General features: G+C 73.8%; 17 protein-coding genes. 12 read left to right on the plus strand and 5 right to left on the minus strand.

The window, feature by feature from the left end; genetic code table 11:
* Positions 1 to 57: 57 nt before the first annotated feature.
* Together ASF17_RS12870 and ASF17_RS12875 are read right to left on the minus strand one after the other, a co-directional pair.
* Positions 58 to 1479: an MFS transporter gene (locus tag ASF17_RS12870; RefSeq protein WP_055800483.1), complete on the minus strand. Its 1422-nt coding sequence runs from the start codon at positions 1477 to 1479 to the stop codon at positions 58 to 60.
* Positions 1480 to 1603: 124 nt separating this feature from the next.
* On the minus strand, positions 1604 to 2524 hold the full coding sequence (locus ASF17_RS12875) for a PhzF family phenazine biosynthesis protein (RefSeq protein WP_055800486.1): 921 nt from the start codon (positions 2522 to 2524) through the stop codon (positions 1604 to 1606).
* A 63-nt stretch (positions 2525 to 2587) separates the two neighbouring features.
* Here ASF17_RS12875 and ASF17_RS12880 point away from each other — a divergent pair, with 63 nt between their 5' ends.
* From ASF17_RS12880 to ASF17_RS12915, 8 genes are all read left to right on the plus strand, one after another.
* Positions 2588 to 2899: a hypothetical protein gene (locus tag ASF17_RS12880; RefSeq protein ID WP_055800489.1), complete on the plus strand. Its 312-nt coding sequence runs from the start codon at positions 2588 to 2590 to the stop codon at positions 2897 to 2899.
* Between the two features lie 74 nt (positions 2900 to 2973).
* On the plus strand, positions 2974 to 3300 hold the full coding sequence (locus tag ASF17_RS12885) for a hypothetical protein (RefSeq protein WP_055800492.1): 327 nt from the start codon (positions 2974 to 2976) through the stop codon (positions 3298 to 3300).
* A 21-nt stretch (positions 3301 to 3321) separates the two neighbouring features.
* Positions 3322 to 4443 carry a hypothetical protein gene (locus ASF17_RS12890; RefSeq protein WP_055800495.1) on the plus strand — a complete coding sequence of 374 codons (1122 nt, stop codon included), beginning with the start codon at positions 3322 to 3324 and terminating at the stop codon, positions 4441 to 4443.
* A gap of 180 nt (positions 4444 to 4623) precedes the next feature.
* The gene (locus tag ASF17_RS15885; RefSeq protein ID WP_055800498.1) at positions 4624 to 6399 is read left to right on the plus strand and encodes a hypothetical protein; all 1776 of its coding nucleotides are present in this window, start codon (positions 4624 to 4626) and stop codon (positions 6397 to 6399) included.
* Between the two features lie 210 nt (positions 6400 to 6609).
* The gene (locus ASF17_RS12900; protein ID WP_235476604.1) at positions 6610 to 7170 is read left to right on the plus strand and encodes a sigma-70 family RNA polymerase sigma factor; all 561 of its coding nucleotides are present in this window, start codon (positions 6610 to 6612) and stop codon (positions 7168 to 7170) included.
* Entirely contained in the window at positions 7163 to 8002 is an 840-nt protein-coding gene (locus ASF17_RS12905) for a hypothetical protein (protein ID WP_055800501.1), read from the plus strand. The genes ASF17_RS12900 and ASF17_RS12905 overlap by 8 nt, the downstream gene beginning before the upstream one ends.
* 192 nt (positions 8003 to 8194) lie before the next feature.
* A complete protein-coding gene (locus tag ASF17_RS12910; protein ID WP_055800504.1) occupies positions 8195 to 8794 on the plus strand; it encodes a hypothetical protein in 600 nt (199 codons plus the stop codon).
* A 38-nt stretch (positions 8795 to 8832) separates the two neighbouring features.
* Complete coding sequence (locus ASF17_RS12915; protein WP_055800508.1) at positions 8833 to 10173, plus strand: signal peptidase I; 1341 nt, start codon at positions 8833 to 8835, stop codon at positions 10171 to 10173.
* A 4-nt stretch (positions 10174 to 10177) separates the two neighbouring features.
* Here ASF17_RS12915 and ctlX read toward each other — a convergent pair whose 3' ends face one another.
* Together ctlX and ASF17_RS12925 are read right to left on the minus strand one after the other, a co-directional pair.
* Positions 10178 to 11227, minus strand: a complete 1050-nt coding sequence (ctlX, locus tag ASF17_RS12920) for a citrulline utilization hydrolase CtlX (RefSeq protein WP_200913483.1) — start codon at positions 11225 to 11227, stop codon at positions 10178 to 10180.
* Positions 11228 to 11234: 7 nt separating this feature from the next.
* On the minus strand, positions 11235 to 12263 hold the full coding sequence (locus ASF17_RS12925; protein ID WP_055800860.1) for an ornithine cyclodeaminase: 1029 nt from the start codon (positions 12261 to 12263) through the stop codon (positions 11235 to 11237).
* Between the two features lie 180 nt (positions 12264 to 12443).
* Here ASF17_RS12925 and ASF17_RS12930 point away from each other — a divergent pair, with 180 nt between their 5' ends.
* Together ASF17_RS12930 and ASF17_RS12935 are read left to right on the plus strand one after the other, a co-directional pair.
* Complete coding sequence (locus tag ASF17_RS12930; RefSeq protein WP_055800511.1) at positions 12444 to 12875, plus strand: Lrp/AsnC family transcriptional regulator; 432 nt, start codon at positions 12444 to 12446, stop codon at positions 12873 to 12875.
* Positions 12876 to 12939: 64 nt separating this feature from the next.
* Positions 12940 to 13506 carry a TetR/AcrR family transcriptional regulator gene (locus ASF17_RS12935; RefSeq protein ID WP_055800514.1) on the plus strand — a complete coding sequence of 189 codons (567 nt, stop codon included), beginning with the start codon at positions 12940 to 12942 and terminating at the stop codon, positions 13504 to 13506.
* 20 nt (positions 13507 to 13526) lie between these two features.
* On the opposite strand, the gene ASF17_RS12940 is transcribed toward ASF17_RS12935, so the two are convergent.
* Positions 13527 to 14396, minus strand: coding sequence for a MurR/RpiR family transcriptional regulator (locus tag ASF17_RS12940; RefSeq protein WP_055800517.1), 870 nt, complete (start codon positions 14394 to 14396; stop codon positions 13527 to 13529).
* Positions 14397 to 14561: 165 nt separating this feature from the next.
* Here ASF17_RS12940 and ASF17_RS12945 point away from each other — a divergent pair, with 165 nt between their 5' ends.
* Both ASF17_RS12945 and ASF17_RS12950 read left to right on the plus strand, forming a co-directional pair.
* Positions 14562 to 15584 (plus strand): ornithine cyclodeaminase family protein, encoded by a 1023-nt coding sequence (locus tag ASF17_RS12945; protein ID WP_235476607.1) that lies wholly within the window; start codon positions 14562 to 14564, stop codon positions 15582 to 15584.
* Between the two features lies 1 nt (position 15585).
* Positions 15586 to 17133 (plus strand): aromatic amino acid lyase, encoded by a 1548-nt coding sequence (locus ASF17_RS12950; RefSeq protein WP_055800519.1) that lies wholly within the window; start codon positions 15586 to 15588, stop codon positions 17131 to 17133.
* Positions 17134 to 17239 lie beyond the last annotated feature (106 nt).

Genomic DNA, 17239 nt, shown 5'->3' on the forward strand with positions numbered 1-17239 from the left:
GTCGCCGACCGGCCCCGCGCCTCCCTCGAGCGACGGATGGGCCGGCCGGCGATGCGGTCAGCTCGACGCCCGGCGGGCCTCGTCACGTGTCTCGTGGCGGGCCTTGAGCGCCTTCTCGTCGCGTCCGACGATGGCGAGGAGCACGATCGCGAGGACGACGCAGACGAGGATCAGGACGAAGGTGGTGTCCCAGCCGAAGGCGTGGACCGACAGGCCGATGCCCGTCGAGGCGAGAGTCGCCCCGAGCACGTAGCCGAACAGTCCGGTGAAGCCGGCGGCCGTGCCGGCGACGCTGCGCGGGCTGAGATCGAGGGCCTGCAGCCCGATCAGCATGACCGGTCCGTAGATCAGGCCGCCGATGGCGACGAGCATCGCCAGCGAGACCCAGAGCGGGCCGTCGACGGGCGAGAGCCAGTACACGGCCACGGCGACGCCGACGGCAGCCATGAAGAGGATGCCCGTGGGCGAGCGGCGGCCCGTGAACACCCGGTCGCTGATGTAGCCGCAGAGCAGGGTGCCCGGGATCCCGGCGAGCTCGAACAGCGAGAACCCGGCGATCCCCTCACCGAGGCTCGCCCCGCGCACCTCGGCGAGGTACACCGGCGCCCAGACCAGCACTCCGTACCGGAGGGTGTAGACGAACACGTTCGCCAGCGCCAGGTTCACCATCGTGCGGTTCGTCAGGACGTAGCGGCGGATCGTCGTCCACGTGGACGCACCCTCGTCCGAGGCGTCGGTCTCGACCGGAGCCGGGTCGTCGCGGTACTCCTCGATGGGCGGCAGACCCTCGGACTCGGGGGTGTCACGCAGCAGGACCAGGGCGACGACGGCGATGACGAGACAGACGATCGCGGGGAACCAGAACACGCTCTGCCACCCGCCGAACCAGGCGAGGGCGAGACCGGCGAGACCACCGGCACCCGCGCCTCCGACGTTGTGGGCGACGTTCCAGATGGCGGTCTTGCCGCCTCGCTCGGAGGTCGAGAACCAGTGGACGAGCGTGCGCCCGCTCGGCGGCCAGCCCATCCCCTGGAAGAACCCGTTGAATATCATCACGACCGCGAAGAAGGCGACGCTCGCCCCGACGGCGGGGACGAATGCGATGAACAGGTTCGCCGATGCGGACAGCGCCAGTCCGATGGGCAGGAAGAACCTCGCGCTGCTGCGATCGCTGACGATCGCGCTGAGGAACTTGCTGAACCCGTAGGCGAGCAGCACGCCGTTCGTGATGACTCCGAGGCCGACGGTGCTGAAGCCGTTCTCGTCCTTGAGGATCGTCGACACCAGCGGCACGTTGTTGCGGATCAGGTAGTACGCGGCGTAGCCGATGAAGATGCCGACGAACACCTGCAGCCGGAGGCGCGGGTACCGGCGCGCGACGGTCGCTTCGTCGAGGCGGGGCGCGGGTGGCGGGGCCGCGAGGAACGCGGTCAGCCCGCGTCGTGCGGGCGCGTCGGCGGGTGAGGTCTTGCTCGTCACGGATTCTCTCTTTCACAACGCTGTGGGAACTCATAGACGACCACAAGGTTGCAGTTCATGCAAATTCCACTCGATGTTCATCCCCGGGGGCTTGACAAGCAGGGCGGAGCCTCGGAGTCGACGGTCAGCTGATCGCGACCGCCGTGCCGGTGACGGTGATGCCGCCGTGCGACGGGACGTCGACGAGCAGCACCCCCGGGCGGCCGATGTGCCGACCCTGGTGGACCACGAACCGGGCAGGAGGCGCGATCAGATCGAGCGCGCGGAGATACGCCCCGAGGGCGGCGGCCGCCGACCCCGTGGCCGGATCCTCGGTGAGGTCGCCGACGGGGAACAGGTTGCGCGCCTCGACGACGAGCGGCTCGTCGGCGCCGCTCCGGCGGTGGACGACGGTCACCGTTCCGGCCCAGCCCTGCTCGTCCATCAGCCCGCGGACCGCGACCGGATCGAAGCCGAACCCGTCGAAGACGGCCCGATCGCGCACCGCGACGACCGGGTGCCGGTTGCCGGCGTAGGCCTCCCGTGCCGGCCAGCGCTCGTCGAGGTCGTCGGGGGAGAGTCCGAGCAGTGCGAGCAGACGCGCGGCGACGTCGGCGTCGAGACTCCGCACGCGGGGTTCGACGCTGGTGAAGGAGGCGGTGATCGCGGTCTCGGGGGCGTTCGCCGCGCCTCCTCGGGCGGTGTCGATCACGACGGGACCGACGGCGGTGTCGATCGTGAACGGGCCGACGCCGCGTCGCTCGGCGAGCGCCACGGCCGTCGCGATGGTCGCGTGGCCGCAGAAGGGGACCTCGGCACCGGGCGAGAAGTAGCGGATGCGGACTCGTCGGGAGCGGGAGTCCGTGCCCGGGTCGACGACGAACGCGGTCTCGGCGTAGCCGACCTCGGCTGCGATGCGCTGCATGTCGTCGTCACCGAGAGGCGAGGCGTCGAGCACGACACCGGCCGGGTTGCCACCCGCGGGGTCGGACGAGAACGCTGTGAGGCGCAGGACCTCGACGTCGCGGTCGGGAGCCGGGTGGGGTGGGGGAGTCGCATCGGTCACCAGGACACTGTGCCGCAGGCGCCGCCGGTGCGGTGGATCGCGTGTCACCGATAGCCTCAGCGCATGCTCGCACCGCTCAGTCTCGCCGGCCCCGAAGGAGCCGCGGTCGTCTTCCCGGCGTCGTACGACCTCGGCTGGACGGTGATCGTCGTGGCGTTGGTCGCCGCGGCCACGTGGTTCGTCGTGAGCGTCGTCCGATCCTCACTCAGCGACGCGGCCAAGGCCCTGTGGATCGTCCTGCTCGTGGTCATCGCCCCGGTGACGATCGTCGCGTGGACCGTCCTCGGGCGCGACGCCCGGGCATCCGGCCCGGCTCGGGTTGCGCGCCGTTCCCGGGCCGGCGCCGACGCGCCCGCTCGACCATCTCGTCGATGACCGACACCGCACCTCCTGCTACGCGGGGTCCTCGCACCGGGTCGACCTGTGCGGCGGGAGAGGCGGTGACGCGGATGCTCGGCCTCCTGGCGGTCGTCGTCGCCGTGCCCACGGCCCTCGCCACGCTGTTCGTCGGATGGACGCTGCCGCTCCAGACCTCATCCTGGGATGCGCTGTCCGAGCAGGAGCGCACCCTCGTCGATCTCAGCGTGCAAGCCCTGGCGTTCCTGCTGATGGCGGTCGCCGTCATCGTCGTCGTCGCGACCGCGGCCGGCGTGCGGGGCGGGCGAGGGCGGCACCTCGGCATGATGGCGGGGATGGTCGCCGCGTTCACCTTCCCCACCGTCCTCGCCCTCGGTCTCATCCACACGCTCGTCTCGACCGTGATCGCGTGGGCCTAGGTCGTCCCTAGGCTGAGCGCCGTGCGCCTCGATCCCGACTCCCTGCTCGCCGGACCGCGCGGGCGCCGGTTCTGTCTCGAGCTCGTGAAGCAGGCGGAGCCGATCACCGAGGCGGGGCTGCGTTTCGGGCATCTGCTGTTCGCCGCGTCGTACCGGGCGGCGAAGGCGAGCGGGGCGGGCACCTCCATCGTCCTGTTCGGTCCGGGCGCCGACGAGCCCCTGCCCGATCCGACACCCGCCGAACTCGGCGCAGCACTCGACGAGGTCGAGCTGCCGCACCTCGACGACGACACGCTGATGGCCGCCCTCGAGGCGACCGTCGACGCCGCCGCCTACTGGCAGGAGCCCGACGGAGACGACCTGCTGCTCGTCGAGCCCGCCGTCACGGCCTCCCTCCGCCGCATCGCCGAGCACGTCGTCTCGACCCCGGCCACAGCCTGGTGGGGCGACGGCCTCGCAGCCCGACAGCATCTGGTCGCGTTCGACACCCCTTGGGCCGAGAGCCGCGAACCGCCGAGCTGGAGCATCATCGGCACGCGGGCGGCCCTGCAGCAGTGGCGCGACGGGGTCGTCGCCGACGAGATCCGATCACGGCCACCACGGGGGCGACGGTCGGGGCACCCCGCTCGCGCCACGAGCGGCGAGTGGTGGTCGACGCCGAACCGGGTCGGGCCGGTCTCGACGCACGCCGGCCCCGACGGCGTCCCCCTCGGGCTGCGCCTCGTCGAAGACGGATTCGGCGAGGACGGCGCGCGGGTCGTGCCGCTCGTCGTCCCGCCCGACGCCCGCGTCATCGAGGTCGCCGGCCCCGACGACTGGGCTCGACTCTGCCGCGAGCACCCTCTCGAGGTGAGCGGCGTCCACCGAGGCGACTGGTATCGCACCACGGGCCGTGACGGCGACTGGGTGTCGCCCGACTGGGCATCCGTCGCCGAGGTCGTCGACGCCGTGCACGTCTCCGTCGCGGGCTATCTGCTCACCGCCGGCCGCGCCATCGCCGTCGACGATCGCACCGCCTCGGTCATGGCGGGATGGAGTCCCGACCAGACCTACTGGCTCACCGACATGCCCGGGTCCGACGCCGCTCCGACCGCCTGGGCGAAGGACGACGACACCCTCAGGTGGACGCCCTCACCCGCATAGATGAGGGCTCGTCATCCTGCAGGACGATGTTGCATCACGGAAGCATCTCGCCGCGGTCACGGCGCCCTGCGGCCTCCTAGATTGAGCGATGTCGGCAGGGAGATCACCACGCCGGACGTCCGGCGCTCGGGGTGGGTCAGAGCGGACCGGCGTGTTCGACCCACGCAGAGAGGCACCACCGTGCACGCGCACACGAACACCACCTGGAAGAAGGCGGCGGCGATCCCGACGACGCTCGCACTGGCCGTCGGAGGGGTGCTGCTGGTCGTCCCGACCGCCACCGCCGCCACGCCCGCCGAGTCGACCGTCACCGAGGAGGCGCTGGTCGCCGACCCGACGTCCGCCGCGGTCGTCGAGACACCCGCCGCCGACACCCCGGCCACCCCGGCCCCTCCGGTCGAGGCGCCGGCCGCTGAGACCCCGGCCGCTGAGACCCCGGCCGTCGAGGCCCCGGTCGACGAGACGCCCGCCGCCGTGCCTGCGGCCGAGGCCCCCGTCGCCGAGACGCCCGCGCTCGACGAGCCCGTGGCCGCCGAGCCTGCCGCCGCCGAGCCCGTGCCCGACGCCGCCGCCGAGCCCGTGGCCGACGAGACCGCCGCCGACGCCGCTGCCGACGAGACCGCCGCCGACGCCGCTGCCGAGGCCGCCCCCATCACCACGGCGCCGATCCTCACGAGCCCCACCGCGGGCTCGGTCGTCCGCTCCGCCGCTCGAGGCGAGAGCGACACCGCGGCCCCCGTCACCTTCACGGGCACCGGGCAGCCCGGCGCCGTCGTCACGGTCCGCGCCGACCCGATCCGCGGCTGGTACAGCCCCACGAAGTACGCCCTCGCGCCCGTCGGCTCCGACGGTCGGTGGACGGCGACGCTCGAGCTGGGCTCGATCGAGTGGATCACCACCGTCCGTCAGTCCGCCCCCGGCGCCGACGGGCGGCCGAGCGGCACCCCCTCGCCCGAGTCGCGCATCCGCTTCCAGCACGTCGTGGCCTACCTGGCGGCGCCGGGCCCCGTGTCCGTCGTCTCGCCGACGGTCGGCGCCCTGTACGAGCCGACCCGCGCCTCCGGGGCCACCCGTCTCGGCGGCCCCGTGACGATCGTCGTCCGCGCCACCCCCGGTGCTAAGGTCGAGATGTCGTGGCGGGACGCCTCGAGTTCGCAGCGCGGGCCGTCGGGCGACATCACCGTCCCGGCGTCGGGCGTGCTGACCCACGTCGCGACGATCCCCACGGGCGAGTGGCGCTTCAGCGCACGGCAGTACCTCGTCGACGACACCGGCCGCCGCATCAGTTCGCGCTCCGCGGTCTCGGGCGGGCGCGACTTCACGGTGCGCCCGGTGACGCTCCCCGCCCCCGCGATCACCTCCGTCGCCGACGGCGGCGTGCTCGTCGCCGCGGGCCAGTACCCGCAGGACGCCGTCTTCGGACCCCGCCCCGCGGTCACCGAGGAGCTCGTCGGCACGGGCACCCCCGGCGCCACCGTGTTGATCAAGGTGACGAGCGACGACGTGGACTTCCGCGGCGAGCTGATCGCCGTGGTCGCCGCCGACGGCACGTGGCGGGACGTACCCTTCCTGGAGCCCGGCGAGTACGTCCTGTCGTCGCGTCAGATCGATGTGCCGACCACCAGCCCCGACGGCGTCCGCGGTGTGAACGCGGGCTCCGCCTCGGTGATCACCCGCGTGTCGGTCGTCCTTCCCGGCGAGCGTCCCGGCACCGCTCCGGCGGGCGTCGACGGGACGGCTCCGCGTCCGGGGTCCACCGTCGGAGGGTCGGGCGGCACGACGCTCCCGGCCGCAGCCCCGGCCGCCGCAGCCCCCGTCGCCGACGACTCGCTCGCCTTCACCGGCGCCGAGGGAACCGCGACCGCCGGGCTGCTCGCGGCCCTGCTCGTCGCCCTGGGTCTCGGGTCGCTGGTCGTCTCGCGTCGTCGTCGCGCCTCGCGCGGTCCGGCGGCCTGACCCGTCGACCCGTCACCCCGCCGACGCCCCGCCCGGATCCGCTCCGGGCGGGGCGTCCGTCGTCCGCAGAGGGCTCCCACCGTCCCCGTCGGCCGCGGGGCAGGACCGCCGCGACCCCGCCGAGGAGGCGCGGGTCGTCGATGAACGGAACCGCGCCTCCCGACGTATCCCCTGGAGACCGCAGTCCCGCCTAGTCTGAGAGGAACGCCCGTGACGGCCCTCCTGACGCCGCACCGCACCCCGACCGCCGAGCGGAGCCCGATGACCGCACCCCCGTCGCGCTTCGACGTCGACGCGGCCTTCGCCGAGCACGGCTCCGCGCTGCTCGGCTTCGCCGTCAACGCTCTGGGCGACCGCGGTCAGGCGGAGGACTGCGTGCAGGAGACGTTCCTGCGGGCCTGGCGGGCCCGCGACCGCTTCGACCCGGCCCGCGCCTCGACCCGCACCTGGCTGTTCGCGATCGAGCGCCGGGTCGTCATCGACGTGCTCCGCGCCCGGCAGCGCACCCCGCACCTCGTCACCCCCGACGACGCGCCCGACGCCGCCAGCCACGACCCCGATCCCCTCGACCGCCTCGGCCTCGTCGAGGGGCTCGCGCGGCTCAGCGACGAGCACCGCGCCGCCGTGGTCGCCGTGCATCTGCGCGGCCGGACCTACCGCGACGTCAGCGAGACCACCGGGGTGCCCGTCGCCACCCTCCGCACCCGCGTGCACTACGCCCTGCGCGCCCTCAGAACCCACCTCGACGAAGGCGGCACCACCGATGACTGATCCGACGCCCTCGCGCCGCGACGAGCTGATCGCGGCGGCGCTCGCCGACGACCTCTCGTCGGCGGAGCAGGCGGAGCTCGACGCCCTCCGCGCCGCCGACCCGACGGTCGACGTCGAGCTGGCGGAGCTCGCCGCCCTCACGACCCGCCTCGGCGACCTCGGCGACCCGTCCCACGGCCGAGGAGGCGCGGGCTGGGTCGATCTCGAACCGAGCGACGACCTGCGCCACCGCATCGCGGGCATCGCCGCGTCCGAGCCCGAGTCCGTCCGGGGCACCGAGTCCGAGTCCGTCCGGGGCGCCGCGCCCGGGCCGCCCCGCGCCTCCTCGTCTCCCGCCGTCGCCCCCGTCACGCCCCTGTCGGCGAGCCCCGGCCGCGCTGCTCGGGGACGCCGCGGCCCGGGTCGGCGCGCCCTCGTCACCGCCCTGGGCGCCGCCGCCTGCCTCGCGGTCGGCGCCGGTGCCGGTGCGCTCGTCGCCGCGCCCCGCGACCCGCACGTCGACGGCCCGCCCGGCACCCTCGGCGCCGTCGAGCCGGTGGCCTTCGCCGGGGCGCCCTCGGGCGTCGCGGTCGACGGCGACGTCGTGGCCCACACCTGGGGCACCGAGACGCTGCTGACGGTCACGGGTCTGCCCGCCGGCGACGCGTTCACGGTCGTCGTCGTGGGCGACGACGGGCGCGAGTACGAGTCGGGGACGTTCCTCGGAACGGACGTCGAGATCGACTGCAGCCTGAACGCCGCCGTGCTGCGCGAGGACGTCGCGGCCGTCGAGATCCGCGGGGCGGACGGCGCCGACATCGCCGTGGCCGAGGTGCCCGGCGTGGGGGCGTAGGCCACCCGTCAACGGGGGCCACCGGACCGTCTTGTGCGGTCGCCGAGTCTGACGTATCTTCATGTTCGTACCAACGGAGCGTCATCGGATCCTCACCAGCTCCGAACGACCCGGCCCCGCGACCTCACCACTCGCGCCGCCGCCCTCGTCGATCGTGGCGCTCCGTCTCTCGTTCGGATCAGGAGTCCCGTCATGTCCATCGCCGCCACCCGCGCCGCTCGCATCGCCGCCTTCGTCGGAGTCCCCCTCGCCCTCGTCGCCTCGGGGATCGTCGTCTCGACGGCCTCCTACTCGGCCTTCACGGCGACGACGTCGAACCCGACGAACAACTGGACGGCCGGCAACGTCGCCCTGTCCGACGACGACGCGAACACGGCGATGTTCACCGCCACGGGGCTGAAGCCGGGCTCGACCGGCACGAAGTGCATCGTCGTCACGTCGACCGGTTCGCTGGCGTCGTCCGTCAAGCTGTACGGCACCGCCCCGGCCACGACGAACGCGCTCGCGGGCAGCCTCAACCTCCAGGTCGAGCAGGGCACCGGCGGCACGTTCTCCGACTGCACCGGCTTCGTGGCGCAGGGCACGGGCGGCCAGCTCTACAACGGCACCGTGGCCGCCTTCGGGTCGACGTACTCGACGTTCGCCAACGGCCTCGCGACCTGGTCGCCCACCGGCACGGCCTCCGAGTCGAAGGTCTTCCGCTTCACCTACACGCTGCCCTCCAACGCCCCCACCACCGTCCAGGGCGGCACCGCGGCCCTCGGCTTCACCTGGGAGGCCCAGAACAGCTGAGCCGGGCCTCCGGGCGCTCCGAGCGAGAGGCCGTCGTCGTGAACACGTCGCATGCCACCGTCGCCGCGGCACCCCGGGCGTCGAGCGTCGACGCCGCCACCGTGGCCGACTGGTCGCGCATCGTGGCCGCGACGCTCGCCCGCGGGCTGGTCGCGCTGCTGCTGGGCCTCGCCTTCTGGGCGGCGGCCCCGGCCGTCGTCGGGTGGCAGCCCACGACCGTGATGACCGGTTCGATGATGCCGCGCGTCGCCGTCGGCGACATCGTGATCGCGCGTCCCATCGAGCAGGAGCGGCTGGCCCCCGGGCAGGTGCTGCTCTTCGACGACCCCGACCGCGAGGGCGCGCTGCGACTGCACCGGGTCGACTCGACCGCCCCGGACGGCATGCTCGTCACGAAGGGCGACGCGAACGCCTCGGCCGACTCGTCCGAGGTCCCGCCCGACGACGTCCACGGCATCGGCGTGCTGCGCGTGCCCTACATCGGGATGCCGATCGTCTGGCTGCACGACGGCGACACGGCGCACCTCGTGCTCGCGGGGCTCGCGTTCCTGGTGCTGCTGTCGATCACGCTCCTCGACGGTCCGCTGCGACGCCGTCCCGACCCCGATCCCGCCGACCGGACCGACCGCCGTCACGGCCGTCACGGCGGCGGCGGCTCGACGGGAGCGGATCGGGACCGCGTCCGAACGCCCCGCGCGGGTCTGCACCGCGCCGGGGTCGCCGTCGGCCGGATGCTGCGGGTCGTCGCTCCGGCCGCCCACGTCGAGGAGGCGCGCGGCGGGCTCTCCCGCACCGCACCTCCTCGGATCCCCGGTCGCGACGGCGTCGGCGCCCGCCGGCTCGTGCTGGTCGAGCGTCGCGCGGTGCGCCGGCGCCGACGCCTGCTCTGGGGCTCGGGTCTCAGCGCGCTCGTCATCGCGACCGCGGGCATCGGGTTCGTGCTGCCCGCGACGGCGATCGCGGCGCCGTTCCTCGCGACGACCGTCAACCCGAAGTCGTCGTGGACGGCCGGCATGGTCGGTCAGCCGGCGGCCGTGCCGAGCACGACGACCCTCGGATGCGTCAACGCGGGGAGCAACGGCGTCACCATCACGTTCGCCTACCCGGCGGGCGCCGACGCGGACTCCTTCGAGCTCCAGGGGCCCGGCCTGCTCGGCGGCACGGTGATGTACGCCAGCACCGCCGCGTCGTCGGCGACGTCGGGCCCGAACTCGACGAGGTCGGTCACGTTCACGCCGACCGCCGGCCTCAGCCTGAATCTCGCGTCGACGGTCAAGGTCAAGGCCGTGCTCGGGGCGACGGGCACCCTCTGGACCTCGACGTCGGACGCGACGACGGGCGTCACCGTGTCGATCCTCAACGGGCTCCGCTGCCGCTGACGGCTCAGCCGCCGGCGACGGCGCCGCGCCCCGGCAGATGCACGCCGGCGAGCATGCAACGCACCGATCCGCCGGCCAGCTCGATCGTCGGCACATCGAGCGGCAGCGGCCGCGCATGCCGCTCGACGGCGGCGCGCTGACGGCGGGTGAGAGCGGCCCAGCCGCGCGACGACACCGCCAGCACGGGCCCGTCGGCGCCACGCAGCTCGAGGGCGTTCCCGGCGAACTCGGCGAGCTGGGCCCGGTCGAGGGCGACCACCTCGCGCCCGGAGGCGGCGAGGCGCTCGGCCACGCGCCTCCTCTCGCTCCGAGATGCGACGGCCTCGAGACCGACCAGCGCGAGTCGAGACGCCACGCTCATCATGACGTTCGTGTGATAGATCGGCACGCCGTCGGCGTCGGTCGCGGTGAACGCCTCGACGTCGTAGCCGAGTCCGCGGCAGACGAGCTCGACGGCCGCCCGGTCGGCGCGCTGCGAGAGGGCGACGTAGGCGACCCGGTCGACGTGGTCGAACACCAGCGCGCCCGTGCCCTCGACGTGCAGACCGTGCGACTCGAGCCCCGAGCGGTCGATCACCGACGAGACCCCGTAGGAGGCGCGGAGCAGCTCGACCACGTCGCCCCGCCGCTCGGCCCGCCGGCTGGGGGAGTGCATCGGGTAGAGCAGCAGACGACCGTCGGCGTGGGTCGAGAACCAGTTGTTCGGGAACACCGCGTCGGGGCGGTCGGCGCGCTCGTCCTCGACGAGGTGCACCCGCACGCCCGCGCCCGCCAGCGCCGCCGCGACGCCCTCGACCTCGGCCCGTGCCCGGGCGGCGATCTCGGCGCGCGACGCGTCGACCTCGGCCGGGTCGGTCTGGAACGCGTTGTCGGCGGCCGTCTCGGGGTTGGGCGCGAAGAACCGCGGGCGGACCATCACGACCGCGGCCGGCGACTGGAGGGCGAGCCGCGCCTCCTCGGGGTCGCCGTCCCGTCGTCGGATCGCGACGGGCGATGCGGCGTCCGCCGGGTCCCCGGACGAGGAGGCGCGGCGCGACGGGGCGACGCTCGTCACGTCGTCCTCAGACCCCGACGGGCTGACGGGCGACGAGGCCGAACAGATCCTTCGGGTCGTCCGGGTCGGCGACGAGGTCGATCCCGACCGCGTAGTCGGTGCCGACAACGTCGTCCCGGAGGTACTTGAGGGCGCAGACGTCCTCGATGGCGAAGCCGACGGAGTCGAAGATCGTGATCTGCTCGTCGCTCGTGCGGCCGGGCAGCCGGCCGGCGACGACCTCCCACAGCTCGGTCACGGCGAAGTCCTCCGCCTGATGCTGGATCTCGCCCTCGACCCGCGTCTGCTCGGGGTACTCGACGAACACGTCGGCGCGGCGGAGCGTCGCGGGGTCGAGCTCGGTCTTGCCGGGGCAGTCCCCGCCGATCGCGTTGACGTGCACGCCGGGTCGCACGGCCTCGTCGGGCAGCACGATCGCGTTCTGCTTGTCGGCGGTGCACGTGGTGATGACGTCGGCGCCGTCGGCCGCCTCGAGCGGGCTCGCGCAGACGGTGATGTCGAAGCCGAGGGGGCCCAGGTTGCGGACGAGCTTCCCGGTCGCCCGAGGGTCGACGTCGTAGACGCGCAGGGTGCCGATCCCCAGGGAGGCGCGCATCGCCAGGGCCTGGAACTCCGCCTGCGAGCCCGACCCGATCAGGGCGAGCACGCGGGCGTCGCTCCGCGCGAGGCGCTTCGCGGCCATCGCGCTGGTGGCGGCCGTGCGCAGCGCCGTCAGGATCGTCATCTCGGCGAGGAAGGTCGGATACCCGGTGTCGACGTCGGAGAGCACGCCGAACGCGGTCACCGTCTGGAACCCGCGACCCGGGTTGGACGGGTGGCCGTTGACGTACTTGAAGCCGTAGGTCTCGCTGTCGCTCGCGGGCATGAGCTCGATCACGCCGATGGGCGAGTGCGAGGCCACGCGCGGCGACTTGTCGAACGCGGGCCAGCGCGCGAAGTCCCGTTCGAGGGCGGCCACCATGCCGGTGGTGATCGGGCCGACTCCGCGGTCGGTCACCCAGCGGATCATGTTCCGGACGTCCACGAAGCGCACCACGGGCGCCTCCCCTCTGCTCGTTCCGCGGCCGGATCGGCCGCCGTCGTCGTCGTCGCGGGCGACGAGCGCCCGTGACGACTCCACGCTAGGACTGGGCGATGTGCACCGGCAATCATCAGCCAGCGTGAATCCGCACGGCCGAGTGCGCTGATCGCATGCTCGTGCTGTACATTCCGATGCATGGCCGATCTCGACGAACTCGACCGGCGCCTCCTCGCCGCCCTCCGGGTCGACGCCCGCGAGTCCGCCGCCGCTCTGGCCCGTCGACTCGGGGTGACACGGGCCACCGTCACGTCCCGCCTCGATCGGCTCGAGGCGTCGGGCACCGTGCTCGGCTACACCGTGCGGGTGCGCGAGGATCACGATCCCGACCTGATCCGCGCGATCGGCTTCATCGAGATCGAGGGGCGGTCGACCGACCACGTCATCCGGCAGCTGCGCGGGTTCCCCGAGGTGGTCTCGCTGCACACGACGAACGGCGGATGGGATCTGGTCGCCGAGTACCGCACCGCATCGCTCGGCGAGTTCGACCGCGTGCTCGCGCGCATCCGCAGCGTCGAGGGCGTCATCAACTCCGAGACGAGTCTGCTGCTCAGCTCGGTGCTGCGCTGAGATCGGGCGCCCGTCGCCGGGCGCCCAGCGTACGTCCGTACGCACGCTGACTAGGGTGGTCGCCATGACAGCCCGGCGCAGCGACCCCGGACGACGCGACCGTCTGATCGACGTCGCCCTCGACCTCATCGCCGAGAACGGCGTCGCCGGGATCTCCCACCGCAGGATCGCCACGCGCGCCGACGTGCCCCTCGGCTCGATGACCTATCACTTCGACGGCATGGACGACCTGCTGCACGAGGCGTTCACGCGCTTCGCGGGCACGATCGTGGAGCGGTTCGAGCGGAGCCTCGGCGCCGCGACGACGCCCGACGAGGCGCGGGCCGCGGTCGTCTCGCTCATCCACGACGATCTCGCCTCCGAGGGGAGCCTCCGCGACCAGGTGCTGTCGTACGAGCTGTACACGCTCGCCGCACGCCAGCCGCGGTACCGCGCCATCACCCGCGAGTGGATGCGCCGCAGCCGCGTCGAGCTCGAACGGCACTTCGACCCCGACACCGCCCGCCGCGTCGACGCGCTCATCGAGGGGCTGTCGATCCACCGGGTGCTCGATCCGGAGCCGCCCTCGCGGGCCTTCACGGAGGAGGCCGTCGCCCGCATCACCGCGTCGGGCCCGGCCCCGGCGAGCTGACCCGCGCCTCCTCGTCCGCGTCAGGGGGTGCGGTGCTCCCACTCGCCCACGCGCTCCTCGTGGGCCTCGAGGCGCGTCCGGGTGCGGCGGGCGTCCTGCGCGGCGACCCCCTCGAGCAGCGCGATCGACAGCGTGACCGCGGCGGCGTGCGAGTCGAAGACGAGGTCCTGCCCGACCGGGGCGACGAGTCGGACGTCGATGAGGTCGGCGAAGGGCACGAGGGGCGTGTCGACGACCCCGATGGTCGTCATGCCGAGCTCGCGGGCGCGGACGAGCGCCCGCACGGTCGCGGCCGGATAGCGGGGCATCGCGAAGACGAGCAGCGTCGTGGCCCCGTCGAGATGCAGCTGGGTGAGGCCGTCGTCGAGGGCCGAGGCGTCGTCGAGCACGTGGACGTCGGGCATGATCCGCTGCGCCAGATAGCCCAGGTAGTTCGCCAGCGCCGCCGACACCCGCAGCCCGACGACGCCGAGCGGCCTGCTGTCGGCGAGGAGGCCGACCGCGCGCCGCATCGCGTCCGACGAGATCGTCGCCTCGAGGGTGCGGAGGTTCTGCCGCTCGTGCGCCAGCGCGGCGCCCGGAGTGGTCGCCGAGGTGCTGCCCGCGCCCGCCGCCGCCGGGGGAGTCGCCGACAGCACCGCGTCGCGGGCCGCGTTGCGGAACTCCGCGTAGCCCGTGAAGCCCAGTGCGGTCGCGATGCGGGTGACCGTCGGCTGGCTCACACCGGCCGCCTCGGCCATGTCGATCGTCGACGCGAAGGCGACCTGCGGCATCGAGTCGAGCATGTGCTGCACGACCCGGCGCTGCGTGGGCGAGAGCCGGTGCTCGTGGACCCGGTCGATGAGCCAGCCGCGCACGCCCTCGAGCTGATCGTCGTCGAGGTGGGGCATGCTCACGGTCGGGCCTCTCGGTGGTGTGCTGCTCACGGTAGCGGCCGACGAGACCGGCACCGCGCCTCCTGAACATCATTAAACACGACCGTCACACGCCGCATGGTTCAATTCACGGCAGGACGTCCGACAGGGCGATGCCACGCCGGCGACCCGAGGAGAACCGTGACCACCACCGAACGACCCATCTGGCTGCGCTTCCTCTCGGGCCCCGACATCGACTCGCTCGAGATCCCCTCCGGCGCCATCGTCGACGCGATCGACTCCGTCGTCGCCGCCCACGGCCGTGGCGAGACCGTCTTCGAGCCCCGCATGCACCTCGTGCCCGACAACGGGGGCGTCGGGCACTTCAACGTCCTGCGCGGGCACGTCTCGACCCTCGGCGAGCGCGGGGTCAGCGGGATCAAGGTCGTCGGCGACTTCGTGCCCAACTACCTCGAGGGTCTGCCGAGCGAGATGGCGATGGCGACCCTCTTCGACCCGTACAACGGCACGCCCCTCGCCGTCATGGACGCCACGTTCGTCACCGAGGCCCGCACCGGCGCGATGACCGCCGTCGGCGCGCGTCACCTCGCCCGCCCCGACTCGAAGGTGCTGGCCCACGCCGGCGCGCGCGGCACGGCGTTCTCGAACGTGACGATGCTCGACGCGATGCTCGACCTCGACGAGATCCGGGTCACGAGCCGCCGGGTCGAGTCGCGGGAGGCGTTCGGCGAGCGGCTGCGGGCCGTGACGGACACCCCGGTGGTGGTCGTCGACACCGCCGACGAGGCCTTCGACGGGGCCGACGTCATCGTCGAGGCGACGCGGCTGACGGAGCCGACGCCGCTCCTCCGACGCGAGCACATCCGGCCCGGCGCCTTCGTCGTGCCCTACGGCACCGTGAGCGCCGTCGAGCCCGAGCTGCTCGACGTGATCGACAAGGTCGTAGTAGACGACTGGGCGGAGTCGCGATCGGGTCGGTTCGGCGCCCTGCGGCACCACGTCGACACCGGTCTGCTCAGCCCCGAGACGCTCTGGGCGCAGCTCGGCGAGATCGCCAGCGGGGCGAAGGCGGGTCGTGAGAACGCCGACGAGCGCATCCTGTTCTGGCACCGCGGGCTGTCGATCCTCGACGTGGCCCTCGCCCACCTCGTGCTGACGACGGCCGAGGAGGCCGAGGTCGGCACGATGCTCCGGTACCGCTGAGATGGCCGGTCTGCACGCCGCCCCGCCCGGCGCCTCCTCCGGTCGCCCGTCGCGCGCTCGTCCACCGCTCGTCGTCGACCGCGCGGCCGATCTCGACGCCGACTCGTGCCTCGAGATCGCCGACGGTCGCGGGCTGCGGCTCACCGACCGCCTGATCGCCGAGCTCGACGCCGCCCGGGTCGAGACCCTCGCCGCCCTCGACTCGGGCGACCCGGTCTACGGCGTCACGACCGGCATGGGCGCCGCCAGCACGATCGTGCTCGACGAGGAGGCGCGGGCCGGCCACCAGGCGCGCCTCCTGATCGCGCGCGCCACCGGATCCGAGCCGTGGCTGGGTCGACGCGAGGTGCGGGCGGCGCTCGCGGTGCGCCTCCGGACCTTCCTCTCGGGCGACGCCGGCGTCTCGTCGGCCCTCTGCCTCCGGCTGGTCGACCTGCTGCGCCTCGACCTCGTGCCGGCCGTGCCGACCACCCGACTGGGCACGGCGGGCGAGATCGTGCCGCTGGCCCACCTCGGCGCCGCGGCGACCGGAGCCGCCTCGGGGGAGCTGCTGACGCCCGACGGCGCGGTGGTGCCCGCCCAGGAGGCGCTGGCCGCGTCGGGACTCGACCCGCACCTCCTCGCCGCGAAGGAGGGCGTGGCCCTCATCGAGGGCGTGCCCGTCACGACGGCTCGGGCGATCGTGCTGGCCGACCACGCCCGCCGCGTGGCACGGCAGGCGCTCGCGACCCTGGCCGCCGAGCTCGAGCTGGTGGGGGCGAACCGCGACCCGTTCCGACCGGTGGTCGCTCGTGCCGACGAGTCCTTCGCCGGGGTGCTCGAGCGGCTCGACGGGCTGCTCGGCGCCGAACGGAGGTCGGCGGCGCTGCAGTCGCCCGTGTCGTTCCGGGTCAGCGGGCCGGCGCTCGCGCATCTCGAGCGCGTGCTCGGAGCCCTCGACGCCGCCGTGGCGCGGGCGCTCGACGGCGTCACCGATTCGCCCGCCCGACTCGAGGGGGCCTTCGTCGGCACGGCCGGGTTCGACGGCTTCGACCTGGCGGCGTCGCTCGACGCGGTCCGCTTCGCCGCGCTGCATCTGGCCGAGCTCGGCACCGCGCGGCTGCACCGGCTGCTCGACGGCGCGATCACGGGGCTGCCGCGTCAGCTCTCGTCGTCGCCCGGAGCCGAGGCCGGCATGGTGACGGTGCACAAGCGCGCGGTGGGGACCGTGCACGGCCTGCTGACGTCCGCCCGGCCGGCGTCGCTCGGCCTCATCGAGACCTCGCTCGGGCAGGAGGACGCCCAGTCGTTCTCGCTCGAGGCGGCCGAACTGCTCGCCCGCGCCCTCGACGGGCTGACCGACGTCGTCGCCTGCGAGCTGCTCGCCGTGCTGCACGCCCGGCGGCTGCGCGTCGTGCTCGGCGGGGCGGGAGCGCCGACGCCGCTCGACGACGAGCTCGCGACGCTGGACGCGGTCGTGCCCGACGGCGTCGTCGACCGGCCGTTCGGTCGCGACGTGGCGGCACTCGTGCGGGCGCTCGACGCCGGGGCGCTCGCGGAGCCGCGCTGAGCCCTGAGCGCTGAGTGCTGAGTGCTCAGCGCTGAGTGCTGAGTGCTGAGCGCTGAGTGCTGAGTGCTGAGTGCTCAGCGCTTCGGGCGGTGTGCGCGGCGCACGG

It is taken from the genome of Frigoribacterium sp. Leaf263 (assembly GCF_001422285.1).
GTDB lineage: Bacteria > Actinomycetota > Actinomycetes > Actinomycetales > Microbacteriaceae > Frigoribacterium.

Coding starts and splice junctions, on each gene's coding strand:
- ASF17_RS12930 (WP_055800511.1), top strand. CDS start 12,444: ATGGCCGATCTCGACGAACTCGACCGGCGCCTCCTCGCCGCCCTCCGG.
- ASF17_RS12910 (WP_055800504.1), top strand. CDS start 8,195: ATGTCCATCGCCGCCACCCGCGCCGCTCGCATCGCCGCCTTCGTCGGA.
- ASF17_RS12905 (WP_055800501.1), top strand. CDS start 7,163: ATGACTGATCCGACGCCCTCGCGCCGCGACGAGCTGATCGCGGCGGCG.
- ASF17_RS12950 (WP_055800519.1), top strand. CDS start 15,586: ATGGCCGGTCTGCACGCCGCCCCGCCCGGCGCCTCCTCCGGTCGCCCG.
- ASF17_RS12940 (WP_055800517.1), bottom strand. CDS start 14,396: ATGCCCCACCTCGACGACGATCAGCTCGAGGGCGTGCGCGGCTGGCTC.
- ASF17_RS12880 (WP_055800489.1), top strand. CDS start 2,588: ATGCTCGCACCGCTCAGTCTCGCCGGCCCCGAAGGAGCCGCGGTCGTC.
- ASF17_RS12935 (WP_055800514.1), top strand. CDS start 12,940: ATGACAGCCCGGCGCAGCGACCCCGGACGACGCGACCGTCTGATCGAC.
- ASF17_RS12885 (WP_055800492.1), top strand. CDS start 2,974: ATGCTCGGCCTCCTGGCGGTCGTCGTCGCCGTGCCCACGGCCCTCGCC.